The sequence below is a fragment of the Oceanobacillus neutriphilus genome (assembly GCF_014645515.1).
GTDB classification, from domain to species: domain Bacteria; phylum Bacillota; class Bacilli; order Bacillales; family Amphibacillaceae; genus Oceanobacillus; species Oceanobacillus neutriphilus.
This window is the reverse complement of sequence record NZ_BMLW01000019.1, coordinates 35,800-54,680: the sequence shown is the minus strand read 5'-3', so window position 1 is coordinate 54,680 and position 18,881 is coordinate 35,800. Positions and strand designations below refer to the sequence as shown.

General features: G+C 36.5%; 23 protein-coding genes and 1 pseudogene. 8 read left to right on the top strand and 16 right to left on the bottom strand.

Annotated elements, in window-relative coordinates:
* Positions 1 to 244: 244 nt before the first annotated feature.
* Positions 245 to 442, bottom strand: coding sequence for a substrate-binding domain-containing protein (locus IEX29_RS24000; protein ID WP_188737987.1), 198 nt, complete (start codon positions 440 to 442; stop codon positions 245 to 247).
* A 567-nt stretch (positions 443 to 1,009) separates the two neighbouring features.
* Between IEX29_RS24000 and IEX29_RS23995 the strand changes: the two genes are divergently transcribed.
* Entirely contained in the window at positions 1,010 to 1,249 is a 240-nt protein-coding gene (locus tag IEX29_RS23995) for a helix-turn-helix domain-containing protein (RefSeq protein ID WP_188737985.1), read from the top strand.
* Positions 1,250 to 1,256: 7 nt separating this feature from the next.
* Here IEX29_RS23995 and IEX29_RS23990 read toward each other — a convergent pair whose 3' ends face one another.
* Complete coding sequence (locus tag IEX29_RS23990) at positions 1,257 to 1,442, bottom strand: CAT RNA binding domain-containing protein (protein ID WP_188737983.1); 186 nt, start codon at positions 1,440 to 1,442, stop codon at positions 1,257 to 1,259.
* 130 nt (positions 1,443 to 1,572) lie between these two features.
* Between IEX29_RS23990 and IEX29_RS23985 the strand changes: the two genes are divergently transcribed.
* A complete protein-coding gene (locus IEX29_RS23985; protein WP_188737981.1) occupies positions 1,573 to 1,806 on the top strand; it encodes a helix-turn-helix domain-containing protein in 234 nt (77 codons plus the stop codon).
* Positions 1,807 to 1,933: 127 nt separating this feature from the next.
* Positions 1,934 to 2,446 carry an MATE family efflux transporter gene (locus tag IEX29_RS23980; RefSeq protein WP_229720365.1) on the top strand — a complete coding sequence of 171 codons (513 nt, stop codon included), beginning with the start codon at positions 1,934 to 1,936 and terminating at the stop codon, positions 2,444 to 2,446.
* Between the two features lie 211 nt (positions 2,447 to 2,657).
* On the opposite strand, the gene IEX29_RS26915 is transcribed toward IEX29_RS23980, so the two are convergent.
* The 4 genes and pseudogenes from IEX29_RS26915 to IEX29_RS23960 form a co-directional block, all read right to left on the bottom strand.
* Positions 2,658 to 2,816, bottom strand: a complete 159-nt coding sequence (locus tag IEX29_RS26915; protein WP_229720364.1) for a hypothetical protein — start codon at positions 2,814 to 2,816, stop codon at positions 2,658 to 2,660.
* On the bottom strand, positions 2,779 to 3,258 hold the full coding sequence (locus tag IEX29_RS26910; protein WP_229720363.1) for a phosphoglycerate mutase family protein: 480 nt from the start codon (positions 3,256 to 3,258) through the stop codon (positions 2,779 to 2,781). Before IEX29_RS26910 ends, IEX29_RS26915 begins: the two co-directional genes overlap by 38 nt.
* Before the next feature lie 26 nt (positions 3,259 to 3,284).
* A pseudogene (locus IEX29_RS23965) lies at positions 3,285 to 3,401 on the bottom strand (helix-turn-helix domain-containing protein); the annotation flags it as partial.
* 7 nt (positions 3,402 to 3,408) lie between these two features.
* The gene (locus IEX29_RS23960; RefSeq protein WP_188737977.1) at positions 3,409 to 3,885 is read right to left on the bottom strand and encodes a DUF2975 domain-containing protein; all 477 of its coding nucleotides are present in this window, start codon (positions 3,883 to 3,885) and stop codon (positions 3,409 to 3,411) included.
* A gap of 368 nt (positions 3,886 to 4,253) precedes the next feature.
* On the opposite strand from IEX29_RS23960, the gene IEX29_RS23955 reads away from it, so the two are divergent.
* From IEX29_RS23955 to IEX29_RS23940, 4 genes are all read left to right on the top strand, one after another.
* Positions 4,254 to 4,967: a response regulator transcription factor gene (locus IEX29_RS23955; protein WP_188737975.1), complete on the top strand. Its 714-nt coding sequence runs from the start codon at positions 4,254 to 4,256 to the stop codon at positions 4,965 to 4,967.
* Positions 4,957 to 5,988, top strand: a complete 1,032-nt coding sequence (locus tag IEX29_RS23950) for a sensor histidine kinase (RefSeq protein WP_188737973.1) — start codon at positions 4,957 to 4,959, stop codon at positions 5,986 to 5,988. Before IEX29_RS23955 ends, IEX29_RS23950 begins: the two co-directional genes overlap by 11 nt.
* An 85-nt stretch (positions 5,989 to 6,073) precedes the next feature.
* On the top strand, positions 6,074 to 6,994 hold the full coding sequence (locus tag IEX29_RS23945; RefSeq protein WP_188738033.1) for an ABC transporter ATP-binding protein: 921 nt from the start codon (positions 6,074 to 6,076) through the stop codon (positions 6,992 to 6,994).
* The gene (locus tag IEX29_RS23940) at positions 6,987 to 7,706 is read left to right on the top strand and encodes an ABC transporter permease (RefSeq protein ID WP_188737970.1); all 720 of its coding nucleotides are present in this window, start codon (positions 6,987 to 6,989) and stop codon (positions 7,704 to 7,706) included. The genes IEX29_RS23945 and IEX29_RS23940 overlap by 8 nt, the downstream gene beginning before the upstream one ends.
* Before the next feature lie 218 nt (positions 7,707 to 7,924).
* Here the strand turns inward: IEX29_RS23940 and IEX29_RS23935 are convergent, their stop codons facing one another.
* The 8 genes from IEX29_RS23935 to IEX29_RS23900 all read right to left on the bottom strand — a co-directional run bounded on the left by IEX29_RS23935 (position 7,925) and on the right by IEX29_RS23900 (position 14,539).
* A complete protein-coding gene (locus tag IEX29_RS23935) occupies positions 7,925 to 8,134 on the bottom strand; it encodes a hypothetical protein (RefSeq protein ID WP_188737968.1) in 210 nt (69 codons plus the stop codon).
* A gap of 481 nt (positions 8,135 to 8,615) precedes the next feature.
* On the bottom strand, positions 8,616 to 9,623 hold the full coding sequence (locus IEX29_RS23930; protein WP_188737966.1) for a ketoacyl-ACP synthase III: 1,008 nt from the start codon (positions 9,621 to 9,623) through the stop codon (positions 8,616 to 8,618).
* Positions 9,624 to 9,863: 240 nt separating this feature from the next.
* Entirely contained in the window at positions 9,864 to 10,505 is a 642-nt protein-coding gene (locus tag IEX29_RS23925; protein ID WP_188737964.1) for a DUF2306 domain-containing protein, read from the bottom strand.
* A gap of 58 nt (positions 10,506 to 10,563) precedes the next feature.
* On the bottom strand, positions 10,564 to 11,328 hold the full coding sequence (locus IEX29_RS23920; RefSeq protein ID WP_188737963.1) for an SDR family NAD(P)-dependent oxidoreductase: 765 nt from the start codon (positions 11,326 to 11,328) through the stop codon (positions 10,564 to 10,566).
* Between the two features lie 44 nt (positions 11,329 to 11,372).
* Positions 11,373 to 12,215 (bottom strand): SGNH/GDSL hydrolase family protein, encoded by an 843-nt coding sequence (locus IEX29_RS23915; RefSeq protein ID WP_188737961.1) that lies wholly within the window; start codon positions 12,213 to 12,215, stop codon positions 11,373 to 11,375.
* A gap of 390 nt (positions 12,216 to 12,605) precedes the next feature.
* Positions 12,606 to 13,334: an ABC transporter ATP-binding protein gene (locus tag IEX29_RS23910; protein WP_188737959.1), complete on the bottom strand. Its 729-nt coding sequence runs from the start codon at positions 13,332 to 13,334 to the stop codon at positions 12,606 to 12,608.
* Positions 13,324 to 13,719 carry a GntR family transcriptional regulator gene (locus IEX29_RS23905; protein WP_188737957.1) on the bottom strand — a complete coding sequence of 132 codons (396 nt, stop codon included), beginning with the start codon at positions 13,717 to 13,719 and terminating at the stop codon, positions 13,324 to 13,326. The genes IEX29_RS23910 and IEX29_RS23905 overlap by 11 nt, the downstream gene beginning before the upstream one ends.
* Positions 13,720 to 13,723: 4 nt before the next feature.
* A complete protein-coding gene (locus IEX29_RS23900; protein ID WP_188737956.1) occupies positions 13,724 to 14,539 on the bottom strand; it encodes a hypothetical protein in 816 nt (271 codons plus the stop codon).
* A 243-nt stretch (positions 14,540 to 14,782) separates the two neighbouring features.
* On the opposite strand from IEX29_RS23900, the gene IEX29_RS23895 reads away from it, so the two are divergent.
* Positions 14,783 to 15,466, top strand: coding sequence for a nucleoside/nucleotide kinase family protein (locus tag IEX29_RS23895; RefSeq protein WP_188737954.1), 684 nt, complete (start codon positions 14,783 to 14,785; stop codon positions 15,464 to 15,466).
* A gap of 43 nt (positions 15,467 to 15,509) precedes the next feature.
* On the opposite strand, the gene IEX29_RS23890 is transcribed toward IEX29_RS23895, so the two are convergent.
* Together IEX29_RS23890 and IEX29_RS23885 are read right to left on the bottom strand one after the other, a co-directional pair.
* Entirely contained in the window at positions 15,510 to 16,205 is a 696-nt protein-coding gene (locus tag IEX29_RS23890; RefSeq protein WP_188737952.1) for an ABC transporter ATP-binding protein, read from the bottom strand.
* 35 nt (positions 16,206 to 16,240) lie between these two features.
* Positions 16,241 to 18,751, bottom strand: coding sequence for an ABC transporter permease (locus IEX29_RS23885; protein ID WP_188737950.1), 2,511 nt, complete (start codon positions 18,749 to 18,751; stop codon positions 16,241 to 16,243).
* Positions 18,752 to 18,881: the final 130 nt, after the last annotated feature.

The window sequence follows — 18,881 nt, the reverse complement described above, 5'->3', positions numbered from 1 at the left end:
AAGAAGCAATATAAAATAGTCTTGTTTAAATTTTTCACATATCTTTGCGTGGTGCTAGCAAATAGTTTGAATACACAACAGGCATGCTTACTGTTACATTTGAAAGTGTATCGGTTAACCCTTTCCCGGTGGATTTACTACCAATCATGAAAACTCTCTCATGTATGTACATGTTTTTTTTTAGTTTGACCATACTGAAATTGAAGTCAAGAACATAATTCTTTTGAAACTTTAATGTAATCGATTACATTTTTTTGCAAAGCTTTTTCTCCACAAGACAAGATTGACGTACAATTAATTCTCTTTCAAGAACAAGCTGTTTCTTTGTCATTTTCCGATTTCTTATCAAACTCAAACTAAGAAACAGCTCCATGGCAATTCTACCAATTTCTGGTGTTGGTTGAGGCACTGTTGTAAGTTCTGGTTCAAATATGGAAGACATTTGAATATTATTTGGTGTACTTTTTTTGAAAACACGATGAAAATAACAACCTACCCGACAGATTCCACTGAAGTTTTGGAAATTCGGATGATTTCACTTAAGTAATTCCGAGAGCTTATGATTTTTACAACATAACAGAATTATCCATAATTTTTCTTTCTATTTATCACATTCCGAACACCTCCTTCATTTTGAAGAACTATTTCTGGGTATGAATCGGTTTCATACTTAAATCAATAAAGAAAGAAAGAATACAATTAAAGATTCTAAATTGTGGATTCTCTTATCTTTAAAGTTACTGGCAGTATAATTTCTTCAGGAACTTTATGAAAATTATAGAGCCACTTCCGCCTCATAAAAAATTGACAAACAAGAAAACCCAAACCTTTCTCCAACCAAAGCTGAAGAAAAATTTGGGTTAAGCCTATAAAACTAGTTACTCCCCATTATTCAATTCTCGTAAACAATACAAATTCAAAATAAAAAACAATACAATCAAATTTTGTTTGCTAAATAAGTAACACTTCGTATCAAGTTGTATCATATGCTATTCATATACACAACACCATGAAAGGTCTGATCAACTTGTTCACTGAGAAAAAACTGGTTATCCATATCCATGAACTAACTCAAAAACACAATATGTCTTTGCGAGAACTTTCCAGACAAGCAGACATCGATATCGCCAGATTAAGCGAACTTGCTAGTGGAAAACGCCAACGTGTCAATATTGAATACATCGTTCGTATTGCCGAGACCCTAAACATCACTGATATTAGAGAAATCCTCACAATTGAAGAAAAGTAAGTAGTTTCTATCCTTTCTCTACAACTCGCTGTCTCTCACTTTCTACAAAAACTCTTGAGGCAACGTTTCTATTTATCCAATCCCCCTTTCGTTTATTAAAGCCGATTCCCTTTCCAACTAAAATCTCTGTTTCCCCATCAACACTTTCCACAGCAACCGCATTATGACTAAAAACCTGCAGAATCTTCCTCATGAACTCCTTTCAGTTATTAGAAATAACGCTACTATTTTACGAATTGTTGACCACAGAGGCAACGATTCTGGTTTTATTATAGCCTACGATACTTATATACGCAACACTTTTTTCGAAAGGATCTGATTATTTGTATAAAGAAAGAAAACTAGTTATCCATATCCATGAACTATTAGAAAAAAAAGGGTGGTCGCTATCAAAACTTGCTCTTAAGGCTGACATTGACAAAGGTAAGTTAAGTCTTCTCGCAAACGGTAGACGTGAATATATATATATCGACTATATAATAAAAATTGCCGAAACTTTAGATATCGATGATATAAATGAAATCGTCTCAATTGAACGAGTCAATGAAAAAGAGTAACTATTCAGGTGGAGTGTTGTTATAAAAGCAACACAAGTAAGAGGTGCTCATGCACCCTTATAAGCGTAAATTTCTTTGGTTATTAGTTGTTTTTATCGGGAAGGAAAGGTTTCCCTGTCATCACTGAATGCAAAGCATCAATTACAGAATGGGATTCCTTTTTCAACGTGGAAATGTAATCCCAAATCCTGCCAAAAAGCTCAGCTTCCTTTGGGTCGCGGAATGTGCCGGATATTTTCTGCAACACCTTGACCATGTGCACACCCCTTTGCTTTTTTGCATCTTTATGTTCCTGTTCATTGAGATTTTTGGCAGCTATATTATTTCGGCATTTGGCGGGAGCACCGATCCTAAATTCTTAGAGACTGCAACGTTTGGTATGCGAATCTTCTGTTGTATGGTGTCAATCGTTGGTGTTCAAATGATAGGAGCCAACTTCTTTCAGTATATTGGAAATGCTCGGAAAGCTATTTTCCTAAGCCTATTAAGACAGCTAATCCTGCTGGTTCCGCTTGTTTATATTCTGCCGAAGTTCCTTGGTTTATTAGGAGTATGGCTGGCTACTCCGATTGCTGACTTTATATCGTTTTACAGTAGTTACATTGTATTTATGGATTCAATACAGAAAATTCAAGCCTGAAGTAGATTTGAAAATCGACAACCAATCATTATAATATGCGCAAAAAAAAATTGAAATTATTAAATAAAATTGTTCTGTTATTACTGGAGCATTTTTAGGAACAGGTACCTTCCTTACGAATAACTTTGTTACAAAGAAAATATGGAATATACCTTTTTTTGCTTTAGATAATCAAAATTACACTAAACGCTCTCTAAATTGTTCCTTCTTCCTAACCAAGATTTTTTTGCAGTTTGAATCGATCCCATACAGAGAATACAATTTGTACAGCAATAGCAATCACTAGCAGTACACCAATAATTATCCCTAAGTGTTTCAAGTCGGAAGCGAGGTCACCGCCGCCATAAATTAAACTCAGATAACTGTTCACACCATAAGTCGCAAGCAATAGATTCCCGATATTCTGATAATAATTCGCGAGGAACAATCGCTCTGGAACTAATCATTTGCGTTGCTGTTAACGCAATATTAAAAACCATACCAGGATTGCTGAATAGCATAACAAAAACTTGCGATAACGCAGCAAGATGGCCTGAATGCTCATTGACTTGTTCATTCAGCTTATTTGCTGTGCTTATCTCCTTAAGTTCTTCCATTATCAATACTTTTTGCCCCAGCTGATCTGCTAATCCTTGAGCAGTTTGTACGGAACGTTTATATGGACTGGAGATAACCGCATTAATCTCTTCCTCTTTTAAGACATCAGCTACCCGGAAGGCATCTATAATACCTTTATTTGTTAGCTCTCTTGTCCGTTCATCTCCTTCTTTTGGTGAATAACCGTGCCTCACCATAAATATATAAGTTTTCATATCTTTCTCCTTCATTTCTGTATTTATTATGCTCTGTTATCTGCAGCATCCCTATATTCTAAAATATCCCCAGGCGGGTATTCCAATGCTTTACATATTGCCTCTAAAGCTGAAAAACGAATGGCTTTTGCTTTGCCAATTTTATTCAGCTCAGACCGTTAAATCATTTTCTGATTTCATATCTATAGCATTTCTTAATAATCTCTGAAGAACCTCAGCGAAAACTGCAATAACAGCAGATGCAAGAATAATTGTTAATCCAATAAGTGCAATCCCCGGGTGCAGAGCATTTACTATTAGTAAAAAGACCGCCCCAATTATATATATAAAACTGATAATCATTGCATCATATTTTATATTGTTTAAAGCCTTTACGGAGAATTCAGAGAAGGCAGTGTTATTATCAATCCTGTTTAAGAGTCTAAAAGCCTGATACAGAGCGATGAAAAATGGAATTGCAGTCACATACAAGCCGATTAAAACAGGATATTTTAAATAAGCATATTCAGGAAACATTTTCGCTGTATCATTTGCCAGCCAAGGCAATAAAAAAATGCATAAAGTAAGTACCGTAAGCCCTATAAGAATAACAATAGCCTTCAAAAAAATTGTTGTTCCCCTTTTCATAAGAAACACCCCACTTATTTATTGATAATTTTATATTAATACATTATTTATCGTTTTTCAATAAAATATTATTATTTATCATTAAATTATTGTTGTTAATAACATAACCTAGTATTTTCAGATACTTTAGAAACATCCCTTATTATATTGGAATGGTCTATCTAAAAATGCTGGCCAAAAGAAATTATATACGGGAGGATTTATTTAATGTTACACGTTCATAAACTTGTAGATCTTCTACAGGAGAAATATAATGAATACGTCAAAAGCTATAATAAAGAATGTAGATAAAATCTAGAAAAAACACATTTATAAATTATAAAACAGCAGAATCATTTACCATTTAACTTTAAAAAGCAGGTGAATACATGGAGAACATTCAAATTCTGATTGCTGATGATGAAAAAGAAATTAGAGATTTATTAAAAAAATATTTAGAAAGAGAGCATTATCAAATAGATTTGGCCATAGATGGTGAAGAAGCTCTTCAATTATTTGATAGAAAACAATATCATCTTGTCATTTTAGATCTGATGATGCCTAGGCTGGACGGAATAGAAGCGTGCAGGAGACTTAGAACAAAAACAAATGTCCCTATCATGATGCTTACTGCGAAGGATCAGGAGATGGATAAACTTTTAGGCTTAGGAATTGGTGCAGACGACTATATTACAAAGCCTTTCAGTATTCATGAAGTGGTCGCCAGAGTCAAGGCTCTGTTACGGAGATCTTTTATACGGGAGATTGATGGCAGCTTCCTTAAAAAAACATCGATCACCTTTAAAAACCTGACAATTAATCTTAAAACCTATACACTCACCATTGCTGGCAGGGAAATCCCGCTGACTGCAAAAGAATTTGAACTTCTTAAATTTTTTGCCTCCCAGCCCGAACAGGTTTTCACTAAAACACAATTATTTCGTAATGTCTGGGGAAGCGATTATATAGAAGATGATAATACGGTAATGGTACATATCCGAAAGCTCAGAAAGAAAATAGAAACAGATCCCTCTCATCCTAAATTCATTCAAACGGTATGGGGAATCGGCTATAAATTTGTTGGTGAACAGAATGAAGAATGACAAGGTTCTCCTTCTTATTATTTTCCAGTTTTTCATCTTGACGGGAACATTTATTGTAGATATTAACAGCCATTCAGGAGACGCATTAAAATGGTCTTTATATATTATCCTATTTCTCATATCCACTATTTTTTTTATTTTGAGATTTCGTTATCTTACACAATTAAAACGGGTGAATATAGAACTAAGACGTGCAGTTGACGGGAATGTAAGAACAAGATTATTGACTAAACACGATAAGGTGTTAGATGAATTTGTTTTTTCTATCAACGAGTTAGTAGAGCAATTGGAAAAGGTACAAGTTCAGTCAATAAAATCAGAAAAAGCAAGAAAAGGAATCCTCTCAGGAATTTCTCACGATATCCGTACACCCCTTACCTCGATTATCGGCTATGTCGATGCTCTAAAAGATGATATCGCAGTTTCAGAAGCAGAAAAGAAAGCGTACCTTGAAATTATATCCAGAAAAGCAAACGGTCTGAAGCAATTAATAGATGAACTCTTCCATATGGCAAAAATCGATGCAGATGAAATCACATTAAAGAAAGAACAACTCGACTTTGCTGAAATTACAAGAGAGTGCTTAATTGAGTTCCTGCCAGATTTAGAAAAAAAGAATATGGCGTTAAAAACGATTATTCCAGAAGAGAAGTATATTATCACAGCAGATTGCCTGAGTCTAAAACGAATCATAGGCAATTTAATCAAAAATGCCGTACATTATGGCAGCGAAGGAAAAATATTAGGGGTAGAACTTATAGAAACCTCTAAAGACTATCAATTGTTGATATGGGATCAGGGACCCGGAATTGCCGGTGAGGATATGATGCATGTGTTTGAAAAAATGTACCGTGGGGACCAGTCAAGAAATCTTCTATCTGGAGGAAGCGGGCTCGGTCTATCAATTGCGAAAACGCTGGTAGAAAAACATCATGGGAAGATTTGGGTTGAAAGTATTCCTTGGAAAAGAACTACATTTGGATTTTCTATTCCTAAAAATAATTCATCAAGCTTTAGTTAAGAAACAATTAAGAAATGCTTAAGCCCGAATTAAAATCTGCTCTCTATAATGTAACTATATACTTCATTGAAAGCAGGTGTCTAAAATAAGTGAAATCATTAAAACCACAAATCTGACGAAAATTTATGGACAGCAAAAATCGGTAGATCATCTGAATATTACTGTGAATCAGGGAGAGATTTACGGTTTTCTCGGTCGAAACGGCGCCGGGAAAACAACTACGATTCGAATGTTACTAGGGCTGATCAAACCAACATCCGGTCAAATTGAATTATTTGGTGAGGATCTATTTAAGAATAAAAAAGAAATTTTAAGAAGAATCGGATCAATGGTGGAAGTTCCTGGATTTTATGAAAATCTTACTGCAAGAGAAAATCTGTTAGTGAATGCAAAGATCATTGGCGTCCATAAGAAAAATGCAATTGAAGAGGCTCTGGAGATTGTTGATTTACATCATGAAACAAGGAAGCTTGTCGGCAAATATTCTTTAGGTATGAAGCAAAGATTAGGCATCGCCCGAGCACTGCTTCATTATCCGGAGCTGTTAATTTTAGACGAGCCTACCAATGGTTTAGATCCAATCGGAATTAAGGAAATGCGGAGTCTTATCCAATCACTGGCAAAAGAAAGAAATATAACCATTTTTGTATCGAGCCACATATTATCGGAAATCGAACAGCTGGCAGATCATATGGGGATTATCCATGAAGGAAAGCTCCTGGAAGAAATCGGCTTTGAAAGTCTTCGAAAACGAAACCGTAAGTATTTAGAATTTCAAGTTTCTAATGACAATAAAGCAGCTATGCTTTTGGAAAGCCACTTTGGTATTTTGGATTATGAAGTCCATGATGAAGGAAATATTCGAGTATATTCCCATTTAGGAAATCAAGGTAAGCTTAATAAGGTTTTTGTTGAGAATGATATTGAAGTGCTCAAAATAAAAGTAAGTGAGGATAATTTAGAGGATTACTTTACAAAATTAGTCGGGGGTGGAGCAATTGGCTGATTTATTATTCACGGAATTTTTAAAACTTAAACGCTCCAGTATGTTTCTTATAAGTATACTTGGAGCAGCTGTCGCCCCTTTTGTAGTAGTAATAGCTACATTTATTCATGAACCTGCCACTCCTTTTAATGACCTGTTTTACAACGTTAACCTGTATACCGTTCTCATCATAGGGGCCCCCTTATATGGTGTGGTGACAACGTATCTTTTCAATCGGGAATATGCGGAAAATACATTGAGAAATTTATTAACGATTCCTGTGTCACGAGCAGGTTTTATTATTAGTAAAATGCTTCTGCTGTTTATGTGGATCATGATGCTATCGATAATAGCCTGGGTACTCACATTAACTTTAGGTTTATTAACACAGTTTGATGGTTTAGACACTTCTTTATTGCGGAATTCATTGAAACAATTTAGTACAGGGGGGTTATTATTATTTGTCCTCTCTACTCCCATTATACTGGTGACATTAGTGCTGAAAAATTATGTGCCGACCATTATTTTTACGGTTGTAATTACGCTGATTAATGTAATGGCTGGAAATTCAGAACATAGAGGGTTATTTCCATGGGCAGCTGCAGGAGATATTTCTAATCATACACTCCCCTCGACTTATCCGGCGGAATATTCGTATATTATTATTGCAGGTACGGCAATTATAGGGTTTATCAGTATGGTTGTTTATTTTACGAAGGCGGATATTCATTAATAATGATTTCTTTTACAAAATAAACGAGATTCCATCTGATTCGATAACAGAGTATTGATAATGGTGATATTTCAAAAAATTTAAAAATCCAATCAGCTTGCTACATTACAAACTTTATTATAATTTACACAACTCTTTCACGAAAATTATTTTAACAATAGTTGATATAGTAATAAAAAAAAGAACTTCACAAACTTTTTATTATTCGTGAAGTTCTTCTAAATATCTACTTTCTTCAATATCTCTTTTGCGTACCAATTCAGTCCCTTGTGGGCGAATACAGGATCATTCAAATCAACATTTCGTAATGCAACATTTGCAATGTTCAGAGCTTCTTGTTTAGATATTTTGCTATCTGAAAATCGCAACAGTGCCTCAGATAATTGTTCAGTCAGCAGGTTGGCGTCTTGTTCCGTTAATGTAGTCATTAATATCCAGCTCCTTTCCATTATGAATGATATATGCCTTACTTGGTTTTCAAATACTTTTGTATATTATTCCCCATCCTTATATCCATCCAAACATTATATTATTTTAGTATTTATGAGAAAATAAAGTCCAGTTTGCAAATTATTGAACAAATTTTAACTTGTTCCATCAAAATTATAAATTCTATATCTAAGTCCTTTAAATTGATTTATAGTCAGTTGAAGTACCCTTAAACTTTTTCTTTAGTTAGTTATTACTATTTGATCTATACTTCTGAAAGCAGACAATTATACTTACTCTATTTCAATATTTCATATTTAAGCACTGTCAATCCTGTTGTATAAATCAGATCATTTGTTCCCATATATATATATTACAAAATATCCGTCTATTTTACAAGCTATTTCAAACAAAAATAAGAAAGGATTTCCGCAAAAAGATCTATCACGAAAATCCTTTCCTCTTCTTACATCAATCATTTTACAGCGGTGTCGGATCATTAACCTGCTCATCAAAATCTATCTTTAACAGCTGGCCTGCATGCACCAAACCAGAGCCAAATCCGTACATAAGCACCTTATCTCCATTGTTCACTTTTCCTTCCCGAATTCCAAGATCAAGCGCCAAAGGAATAGTTGCTGCTGAAGTGTTTCCAAATTTCACGAGGCTATAAAGTGTTTTTTCGATTGGATGTCCAATTTTCTCACAAATCGGTTCGATCAATCTCAGGTTTGCACTATGTGGAATAAACCAATCCACTTCATCCAGGCTGGTTTCTGTTTTCTCTAAAAGCTCTTTGATACTCTTTGGCACATTCCTTACTACCCATTTAAAAACTTCTCTTCCATTTTGGACAAGGTATTGTGTATCAACCAGTTCTACTCCATTAACTGTTTTGGATAAGCTTGTTCGATAGACATGCTGTGCTCCACTTCCATCACTGCCTAAATGGAACCCAATAAAATCTTCTGATTCTTCATCTTTTTCCACCAGTACTGCTCCGGCAGCATCTCCAAAAAGTATACAGGTACTTCTGTCCGTATAATCGGTTATTTTGGAGAGTGCATCTACTCCAATCACAAGCACTTTTTTATGAAGTCCGGATCGAATTAAACTATGAGCTGTATGCAAGCCATAAACAAATCCTGCACATGCTGCACTTAGGTCAATTGCTCCTGCCTGTTTGATATTCAATCGATTCTGTATGATGCTGGAAACGGACGGAAAAGGAAAATCCGGTGTGCTTGTTGCCACAATAATCATATCAACATCTTCTATTGTTTTATTATATCTGTGCATTAAATCCTTTACAGCGGAAACACATAAATCACTTGTAAATTCATCGGAACGCGCTATTCGGCGTTCATGAATGCCCGTTCTCTGCACAATCCACTCATTCGTTGTCTCGACCATTTCTTCAAGATCAAAATTGGTTAATTTTTTCTCAGGTACATAGCTTCCGATTGCAGTCACCCTTGTTCCTATCATCAAACCCCTCCAATATAATTAGAAGTTAGTATTATTACTTGGTACTAATTATAGCACAAAAAATATCTGACGGCTTATGATAATATATAATTTCTCTTTTTTATATGAGTAATACTGAAATTTTCAAGGAGTTAGAAATAGTAAAGGGAAAGTGCAGATTCTAAAAATGGTATGGATTTCTCGACTCAGGATTGAAAAGGATGCTGGAGAGCAAGTATTGCTCACCGCATCCTTTCAAAATTAGTGCTTTTTCAATTTACGATTTAAAATGAACCACTCCACAATAGCAAAATTTAAAACAATACCCGCCCAAATATTTACCCTTAGAGCTTCTTCAATCATTTCATCTATGCCGCCCGGAAGTGTAAATCCATTAAAGGTAACATAGCATAACAGAATAACAGGCATGATCAGCCGGGCAACGACAGCCACTAGTGTCAGGCCAAAGCTGCGTATCATCCACATACGGTGTTCCTCAAAATTTCTTTTCACAGCTTTACGGTAAGCCTTCCAGGTTGTGAACAGCCAGACAATAGCCAATACGAAAAAGGCTAATGATTTTGTGAAATCTTCTGCGTAAAAATATAGTACGAACGCAAGCATACCGCTGATAAGAACACTTATAACATATATTTTTCCAATAGTGCGGTGGATCTTTGGATTATTTAAACGAATGCGGCTTATAAATTGAAGAAAACCTGCCACTAAAGCAACAAAAGCCAAAAAAATATGTGTGACCAATACCGGATATTGAATAGTTGTCGATGTAATCACTACCCGGCTTTTGGACGGATCAAAAGTCAGATAAGGATACATAAAAGGAAGCATCACTCCAATTGACACAATGACTAAAATCCACCAGCTCTTTTTCGGTTTATCCATTTTACCGCACCTCGTTTCCATCGTTATTACTTATTGCATTACAGTAAATTCCATCCTTTTACAGGAGGCCTCCTCCTGCTGCATCGACAAGTTGACCTGTAATCCAGCGACTATCAGAGGAGGCAATAAAAGCGGCAATATCTGCAATATCTTCCACCTGTCCTAATCGTCTAAATACCGACGTTTGCGCTGCATGCTTTTTAGCTTCCGGGTTGTTTAACATACCCCGATTTATTTCTGTCTCTACGACTCCCGGCATAAGAGCATTCACTGTAATATTACGAGGACCCAACTGCTTTGCTAAATTTTGGGTCAGTATATTTAATCCTGCTTTGCTAAGGTTGTAAGTGATTGTTCCCGGATAAATAACCTTTACTGAGACAGAAGAAATATTAATAATTCTTCCTCCATCACGTATTCTGTCCAGTGCCTGCTGGATTAAGAAAAATGGTGACTTCAGGTTAACAGCCATAACTTTATCAAATACATCCTCTGTCACTTCTTCGATCAACCCCATGCCAGAAATACCAGCATTATTGACTAAAATATCAAATTGAGTATCTCCTGTAACATGTTGCAATTTTGTATCCAATTTTTTGAAAAAAGACTGGATATCTGTCTCCACTCCAAATTGATGCTGAATCGCAAAAGCCTGACTGCCTAATGATTCAATTTCGCGAACAGTTTCATTTGCCGCACCTTCATTTTGGGAATAATGGACGGCCACTATTGCGCCCTCTTTCCCAAACCGCAGTGCAATGGCGCGTCCAATCCCCCTGCTTGCTCCTGTAACAATCGCAATTTTACCTTTTAGTGTTTTCATTTTATCGGCCTCCCGTTTTGTAAAATGAAACTTGATAAAGTTATTTACATATCTAAATCCTCAGTAAATGCTTCAACTAAGCGGGTCACAATTTCTTTATGTCCAGAAATCGATGGGTGAAGTCCATCCATTTGCATCCATTCCGGTAAAGCTGGCATTCCGAAATTTTTTTGTATATCGATAACAGAATCGGGCTGGTCCCGGATAATATTACCAACAACACGAATGTCTTCATTACGCCAGTTTAACTGTCCCTGTTTAAAAGGAGGAAAAGCAGCGATTCTTTCATCATTAACAGGCGGAGGTGTAATCCATATCCAGCGAGCCTCACTATTCACTGCAGCTATCCGTCTGATTTCTGAAATATTCCTGGCGCTTTCCTCTGCACTGACCTGTGTTTTAGCTGGCTCCGCCCCAAGACGAAGAACATCATTTCCGCCAATCATGCAAATAATCCAATCTGGTTTCTGAGCCACAATACTGCCAAACCGCCCGAGAAGCTGTGTGGAGGTGTTTCCTGATATGCCTTCATTGATGAAAGAAATATTATCTTGGGATCTGACCTTTTTCAGTAAATGGCGTAAAATTTCAAACCATGAAAGCAGGTCATCCGTTGTGCTTTCTCCAGCTCCAATTACAGTTTCTCCTGCTTTAAAGGGTAGATTCTTCACCTTGCCAGCAAATCCTGGCTTTGCAAGTAATTGATCAGCAGCTTCCTCAGCCTGATGCTCTAATTGCCTTCTTAAATCTAAATATGTTTCTACATCCATACCATAAATTGCTGCTAATGTTTTTCCATCCAGCTGACGGGCGAATTTCAGCAATTTTTCCGGATGCTGCATTTGAATCATCTTTTTCCATTGCTCACGCATATTGTTTCCTTTCATCTCATCATCTCCCAGTTATATTTCCCTTGAATTCCTACCACAGCCGTAGTAATTATTATCCTTTTGCCAGTAGTATTACTTCACTTCATCCCCCGAAAATCCCTCCACCCTGTTGAGTTCATAACTATTACAGGTATCCGTATATAGTTTATATTATATCCCCTCCCTGTATTAGTGTGATATCTGTATAGTACACTAATACACAAAGTAAAGTCAACCTCTTTTATGAATCGATAAGAAGATTTTTATTTTTATGCCGAAGCTCCAGTTAGAATGGTTTTATGTTTCTCTGCACTACAAAAATAACGCCTGAGCGTAGTTACGTCAGGCGTTATTTTGTGTTTTTTATAAGTAGTGATAAATATTCTATTTTTTAAAGAAGATTTAACTTTATTCTGTTTTCAAAGAGGAAGAGTTTGGCCCCAGCACTTCTTTCATCCACTCAATTAGACTATCTCCATACATTCCTCTTATATTTTCAACATCATCCAGCTTAACTATCTTCCCATTTTTTAAAGCAATAACCATATCCAATGCTGGTTCAATTTCTGATACCTCATGTGTTGTTATCACGACAGTCTGTTCAGATGGATCAACGAAAGCAACCAATCCTTTGATAATGGAATCTCTAATCATTGGATCTAATCCAGCCAAAGGTTCATCCAGCAATATTAACGGCGCACGCCTTGACATGGCCAAAACCATTTTAAGACGCACCTTTCCCCCCTTTGACAAATTATTTACTTCCTGATTCCTGCTTAATTCATTAAAATCCAGCATTTCTTTTGCTTTACCTTCATCAAAATCAGTGTATATGCTGTTATAATATTTAATTGCTTCAGTAACGGTATAAAAAGGATAGCATCCATCCTGCTCTGGCATATAAGAAACTTCTGAGGATATACGTCTTTTTGCAGGCTTTCCATTCACAATCACTTTGCCTTGCGTTGGACGTAGTAACCCTGCAGTAAGCTTAAGCAGCGTAGACTTTCCGGACCCGTTTGGCCCTATAACACCAATCACTTTCCCTGGAGGAAGTTGAAAGCTGACATCATCAAGTGCTATTTCCTTCATATAATTTTTTGAAACGTGATCAAATTGCACCAAATTATGATTCATCCTGCTTTTCCCCTCCTTCTATACCATCATTAAAATATAGCTGTATTCCCATTGCAATTTCATCCGGAGTGAATCCCATTTCTTTCATATCCAATACAAAGCTCCTAATTTTATCCTGTTTAAGCCGTTCCCGAAGTTCGTCCAAATGCTGCTGATTTTCTGTCACGAATGTTCCCTGACCCCGGTGCACTTCTGATACATCCATTTGATCAAGCTCCATATAGACTCTTTTCACTGTATTTGGATTTACCCCATATTGGACAGCCAATTCCCGGACGGATGGCAGTTTATCTCCCGGTTTGATCTCACCGCGAACAATTTGATTACATATTTTTTGTGCAATCTGATAATATATCGGAGCTTTTCCTGTAAATTTATCTGCCACAGCGTTACACCTCTACTTTCCGGTCTAAAAGCCAGGTTGAAATGAAGAAGCAAACCGCAGCAAGTAAAAATTTGAATATAATGTCCCCGGCATATGACGGGAAAAAACTCCGAAAAATAGTAACAATTGGAGGACCTTGAAATGTCCCTGAGGAGGACAGTGTTGAAAAATCGGAAAGATCTAACTTGCCCCAATGAAACATGAAAGCAAATAACTCCGTATTACTAAACCAAATCGTTATAAAAACACCGGCTATAAACAATCCAAACCCTAATAGCCACCGCCAGCCTTTAAGAGTGTACTTCAATAAATCCACACTGAAATAAAGAAGAACTCCAAGTCCTGCCAGAAAGAGTCCTCGTTGAGCAAATACAACAAATGATAAAATCCAATGTTCCTTTATTAAATCTTCTATTGCAGTTAATGATTGAAAATAGGCTCCTCCTTGGTACAGACTGGTTTGAATATCCAGATTCACAACCCAAAGCCAAAGCAGCAAACTCAAAACCAACGATCCTAACATGAGCAAAAATCCAGCTCCAAACTTTACAGAAAGCAATAATATACCTGATTGTGGAGACTGCATCCAAATTGGTAAGTTTCTTGTTTCTTTCCGCAGACTAACGAGCAAATATAACAGCAGATAAAAAGAATGAAAAAACATCAGCATGAATAATATCAAACTTGGGACACCAGAATGGAATCTGGTTGCTAAATAACCCCCCATCATACTAATTAAAAGGATAACCAGACCTGCTGTCATCCAAAACGAACGCATCAGCCGAATTTCTTTTTTAAATAAAAAGCCCCACACATTCATCGCATTAATCCTTTCTATATGTTAGTGTAATATTTGAATAGTACACTAACTCACTTAACAAAGTCAATCACAACATAGTTTATAGGTAGAATATAAAATAAAACTTCATTCAGCGGGGAGTTTTGATGCGCAATTGTTTCCAGATTAGACGGGAAATCGCTGCTGCCCCGCCCCAGAATGTCACATATTCGTTCATTTACTTCACTAACTTTTCATGGAAATATACTTTCAGGAGGGGAAAATATGTCTAACATACCAAATAGTTCGAGACGTACTGTAATCACTGCTCTTGCTAATGAAATTGCCTCAATAAACTTAGATCACCCAACAAGGGTTGCGGTAGATGGTCGATCTGCTGCAGGGAAGACTACATTTTCCGATGAGCTGGCTAAGGAGGTTCGCGAGCTGACACGTGGAGTTCTTCGTGCTTCCATAGACGATTTCCATTATCCAGGGCATAAATATCGTTCGCAGCAAGGAGAATGGACTCCACAATCTTATTATGATTTTGGATTTGATTATACATCGTTTGCCGACTTTGTATTGCAGCCTCTAGGCCCTGAAGGAAACAGGAGGTGCCGGACAGCTCTTTGGGATTCATTTCACGACAAGGAGATCCCAGAGCAATGGCACACTGCAGGAGATAAAGATATTGCGATTATTGATGGTGTATTTCTTCTTCACCCGGAGCTCGCAGATCACTGGGATTACGTAATATGGCTGGATATTGATAATGAAACCATGGTGAATCGGGCTTTACAAAGAGATGTAGCCTGGGTTGGATCGTCTCAGATTGTTGAAGAGAGGTACCGGCGATTTTGGAATCCCGTGCACAAGCTTTATGAACAGCTCACGTCAGCTCCCTCTCGTGCTCATGCCTTTATTGATAATAAAGTCTTTACAGAACCCAGACTTTTACGCTCATAAAAGTAATAACTGCAGACCGCCATTATTCCGGCAGTCTGTTAACTTACATAATTTGTTTCTTCAAATCTGATTCAATCAGACCATCCAACATGCGGATCGTCCTGTTTCCATACTCTGCCGATTCCTGAGAATGGGTCACCTGGAGAATTGTAATGTTTTTTTCCTGATTAATCTTTTCGAACAGCTCCATAATTTCTGTTCCAGATTTACTATCTAAATTTCCAATTGGTTCATCTGCTAAAATAATTTTAGGATTCATGATTAAAGCACGGGCGATAGCCACTCTTTGCTGTTGCCCTCCTGACAGCTCTCTCGGCGTAAAGTTTTTTCTTTCTGTTAATCCGACAATCTGCAAAATATCATTTAGTTCCTGTTGGTAATGACGGGCTTTTTTTCCGTCCATTGTCAGCGGTAATAATATATTTTCAGCTACCGTCAGATTTTGTACTAAATTATAAAATTGGAATACAAAGCCAATATTCTTACGTCTCAATCTACTTTTCTGCTTATCTTTCATTTTGTTTATATCTTCGTTATGAATAAATACTTTTCCAGATGTAGGAGTATCGATACCGCCCAGCATATAAAGCAGTGTACTTTTCCCACATCCGGACGGCCCCATAATCGAAACAAATTCTCCTTCAAGAACCTCCAAATCAATTTCCTTAATCACTTCAATTTCTTTTCCGCCATTCTGAAAGCTTTTCCGCAGATCTTCTGTTTTAATTACGTATTCCATATAGATCCCCCCTTATAATAAGTTTGACATTCCTTTTATTCAAAACGCAGACTCTCGACAATATTCATTCGATAAATTTTTCTAATAATCGAGAGGTTGGAAAGCAGCAACAATACAAGTACGACCACAGATAAAATCAGGAACAGGCCGGTGTTAAATTGAAAATCGATTCTTAATCCAATGGCATACAAGAGCTTTGCCATAATTACATTCATGGCTAAACTGCCCGCAAATCCTGCCACTGTTACAGCAATAAATGTTAAGATTGTTTCAACAAGCAGCACTTTAACCAGTTGTCCTCTGCTCATACAAACAGAATATAAAACAGCGTATTCTTTCTTTCTTTGAATAAAGGAAACAAGCAGATTATTAGAAATGCCGAGAACTCCTATTAATAATCCCAATAAGACAATAATAGTCATTCCAAGAATCAATGTATCAATAGTACTTTTTTGTGTTTGCAAAATTTCATCGAACGTATTGACAGTCATATCTGCATTTGAATAATGATCATTAATTTCTTTTTTGACCTTTTCTAAATCAGCTCCCGGGGCAGCTTTGATATTAATCTGACCTAATGTATCTTCAAAATCCTTCTTGAAAAAACTTAGATTAATCAATGCAGTTGCTCTATTCTGAGAGAATCCTAAGCTTTCCATAGAACCAACTACTGTAGCTGTCACTGTCGAATCTTCTCCCTCTAATGGTTCATAGTTTGCATCAAGAGGCTGTAACTCTATCTTATCTCCCAGCTGTAAACCGAATCTTTCCAGTTGATATTCATCCAGAACAATTCCATCCTCAGCGCTATTTAATTGTTCTTTTGCATCATCGAGAAAGGTTATTCCCGAAAAGAATGAATCAAATGATTCCAGATTATCAATACCGAGAACTCCTAAGGTCTCTCCTTGACCATCTATTTCGACCTCTGCAGTATCTACATACTGTGTATATGTATCGGATACACTATCTATTTCTTGTACATCTTCAAAATTTTCCGGATCGTCCTGTATTTCTGTAATAGCAATATCATAATCTCTAATTAATGATTTATTCAAGTATTGATCAATCCCGCTTGCAATCATTCCAACAAGCATAAGCAGTAAAAAAACCACTATAATCATATTCGAATTATTTGATGCCATTTTATTATTCCCTAAGTTCTTCACCCCGAGCAAAAGCTCTCCTGAACCAATGCGGTTAAATGTAAAATTCAAACCTGCTGACACAGCATTAAGAAAGCCCGGCATTAATAAAACAATGGAAATAAATAAACAGAGAATAGAAAGAATACTTATCAAAAGGTCATCTGTCCGATTGATATAATACAAGCCAAATGCGCCTATCAGCAGAAGAATACCCATGATAAATGGTACAGCTGAACGCTTTTGGGCGGTATGTGCCGTATTAAGAATGATTTCCTTCAATGGCTTTTTATTCATCCTGATAATTTGAAAATAGCTGATAATCGGCGGGAATAACGTACCAAATAAGAAAGCGATGCTTAAGTAAACCATATTATAATTAACTTCTGTTTCGACACCAAGTTCCTTATATTCATTAAATACATCTGCGACATACGGTAATATGGCCATTCCCAGAGCCAGGCCTATAATAGAACCAATCAATCCATAAAATAAAAATTCCAAAGTCAGAATAAAATTGGTTAATTTCTTACTTGCTCCAATACTTCTAAAGGTGCCGATAACCGGCATCCGTTCCACAGCAATTAATTTTGCCAAGGAAATAATGATGTAAGAGCTAATCATAACAATTGTGATAATAGCCAGCAGCATTGTTGTTTCAAATGTAGCTTCATCACGTGTACTGGCAGCAGTAGATTGATTTTGAATCTGAAAATCAGGATTCTGCTCTTTTAGCGCTTCCATAGAGGCGCTAACTTTATTTTCGGGCACAGATAGATAGGAAGTATTTACCTTGTCTTTTGTGTCAAATATGGTGTTGACCTGCGCCTCGGTAACAGCAAGGGTAATCGTATCGAGTTCAGAGAAAAAAATACCTCTCTCCTTGCCAATTATCCCAATCTCGTACTCATATGTATCCTCCCCTGCTTCGACAGATATCTTATCTCCTATATCCAGACCGTATTCTGAAGCAGCATGATTACTGATAACTGCCATATCCTTTTCAAGCTTCCCCTCTTCTCTCTGAGTAATTTTTTCTACTAATCCGCTCTCTTCTGCTTTCAAAATATTCATCCCAATTAAGGTGACGTTAACGTCTTCGTTCATCAGCCTCGTTTCTCCCTGAGCAACGAGCATGTCATTTCGATTTTCAATAGATACATTGGTTGTGACTAAATCTCCCTTTTCATACAATGGTTCTTCATCAGATTTCGAGACAATAATATTCGTATCTCCATAAGCACCTTTTAACATGGAAGTATATGTGTTATTAATAATCTCATTAAGACTTAACCCAATAAATACAACCAATGTTGTCAATAGGACGGTTAATAAGACAATCAATGTCCGGAATTTTTTTTCAAACAAATTGATCATGATATGCTTTATCACACTTCTCATAGGATCCTCCTAGCCCGCTTAACCCCAATCGGTAAACTGTTTTTCTAGACAGCGAATGATATAAATTTAAATGGTGCATCCTCATACAATTGCCTGCAAACAAATATTATCTAATGTGGTGAATTATTGT

Bases quoted from the DNA above. Each gene is read 5' to 3' on its own strand.
- IEX29_RS23900 (WP_188737956.1), bottom strand. From the start codon at position 14,539: ATGAATGTGTGGGGCTTTTTATTTAAAAAAGAAATTCGGCTGATGCGT.
- IEX29_RS23935 (WP_188737968.1), bottom strand. From the start codon at position 8,134: ATGACTACATTAACGGAACAAGACGCCAACCTGCTGACTGAACAATTA.
- IEX29_RS23980 (WP_229720365.1), top strand. From the start codon at position 1,934: ATGCAAAGCATCAATTACAGAATGGGATTCCTTTTTCAACGTGGAAAT.
- IEX29_RS23885 (WP_188737950.1), bottom strand. From the start codon at position 18,751: ATGAGAAGTGTGATAAAGCATATCATGATCAATTTGTTTGAAAAAAAA.
- IEX29_RS23920 (WP_188737963.1), bottom strand. From the start codon at position 11,328: ATGAAAACACTAAAAGGTAAAATTGCGATTGTTACAGGAGCAAGCAGG.
- IEX29_RS26910 (WP_229720363.1), bottom strand. From the start codon at position 3,258: ATGAAAACTTATATATTTATGGTGAGGCACGGTTATTCACCAAAAGAA.
- IEX29_RS23890 (WP_188737952.1), bottom strand. From the start codon at position 16,205: ATGGAATACGTAATTAAAACAGAAGATCTGCGGAAAAGCTTTCAGAAT.
- IEX29_RS23950 (WP_188737973.1), top strand. From the start codon at position 4,957: ATGAAGAATGACAAGGTTCTCCTTCTTATTATTTTCCAGTTTTTCATC.
- IEX29_RS23925 (WP_188737964.1), bottom strand. From the start codon at position 10,505: ATGGATAAACCGAAAAAGAGCTGGTGGATTTTAGTCATTGTGTCAATT.
- IEX29_RS23990 (WP_188737983.1), bottom strand. From the start codon at position 1,442: ATGAGGAAGATTCTGCAGGTTTTTAGTCATAATGCGGTTGCTGTGGAA.
- IEX29_RS24000 (WP_188737987.1), bottom strand. From the start codon at position 442: ATGTCTTCCATATTTGAACCAGAACTTACAACAGTGCCTCAACCAACA.
- IEX29_RS23930 (WP_188737966.1), bottom strand. From the start codon at position 9,623: ATGATAGGAACAAGGGTGACTGCAATCGGAAGCTATGTACCTGAGAAA.
- IEX29_RS23895 (WP_188737954.1), top strand. From the start codon at position 14,783: ATGTCTAACATACCAAATAGTTCGAGACGTACTGTAATCACTGCTCTT.
- IEX29_RS23960 (WP_188737977.1), bottom strand. From the start codon at position 3,885: ATGAAAAGGGGAACAACAATTTTTTTGAAGGCTATTGTTATTCTTATA.
- IEX29_RS23995 (WP_188737985.1), top strand. From the start codon at position 1,010: ATGAAAGGTCTGATCAACTTGTTCACTGAGAAAAAACTGGTTATCCAT.
- IEX29_RS23955 (WP_188737975.1), top strand. From the start codon at position 4,254: ATGGAGAACATTCAAATTCTGATTGCTGATGATGAAAAAGAAATTAGA.
- IEX29_RS23915 (WP_188737961.1), bottom strand. From the start codon at position 12,215: ATGAAAGGAAACAATATGCGTGAGCAATGGAAAAAGATGATTCAAATG.
- IEX29_RS23910 (WP_188737959.1), bottom strand. From the start codon at position 13,334: ATGAATCATAATTTGGTGCAATTTGATCACGTTTCAAAAAATTATATG.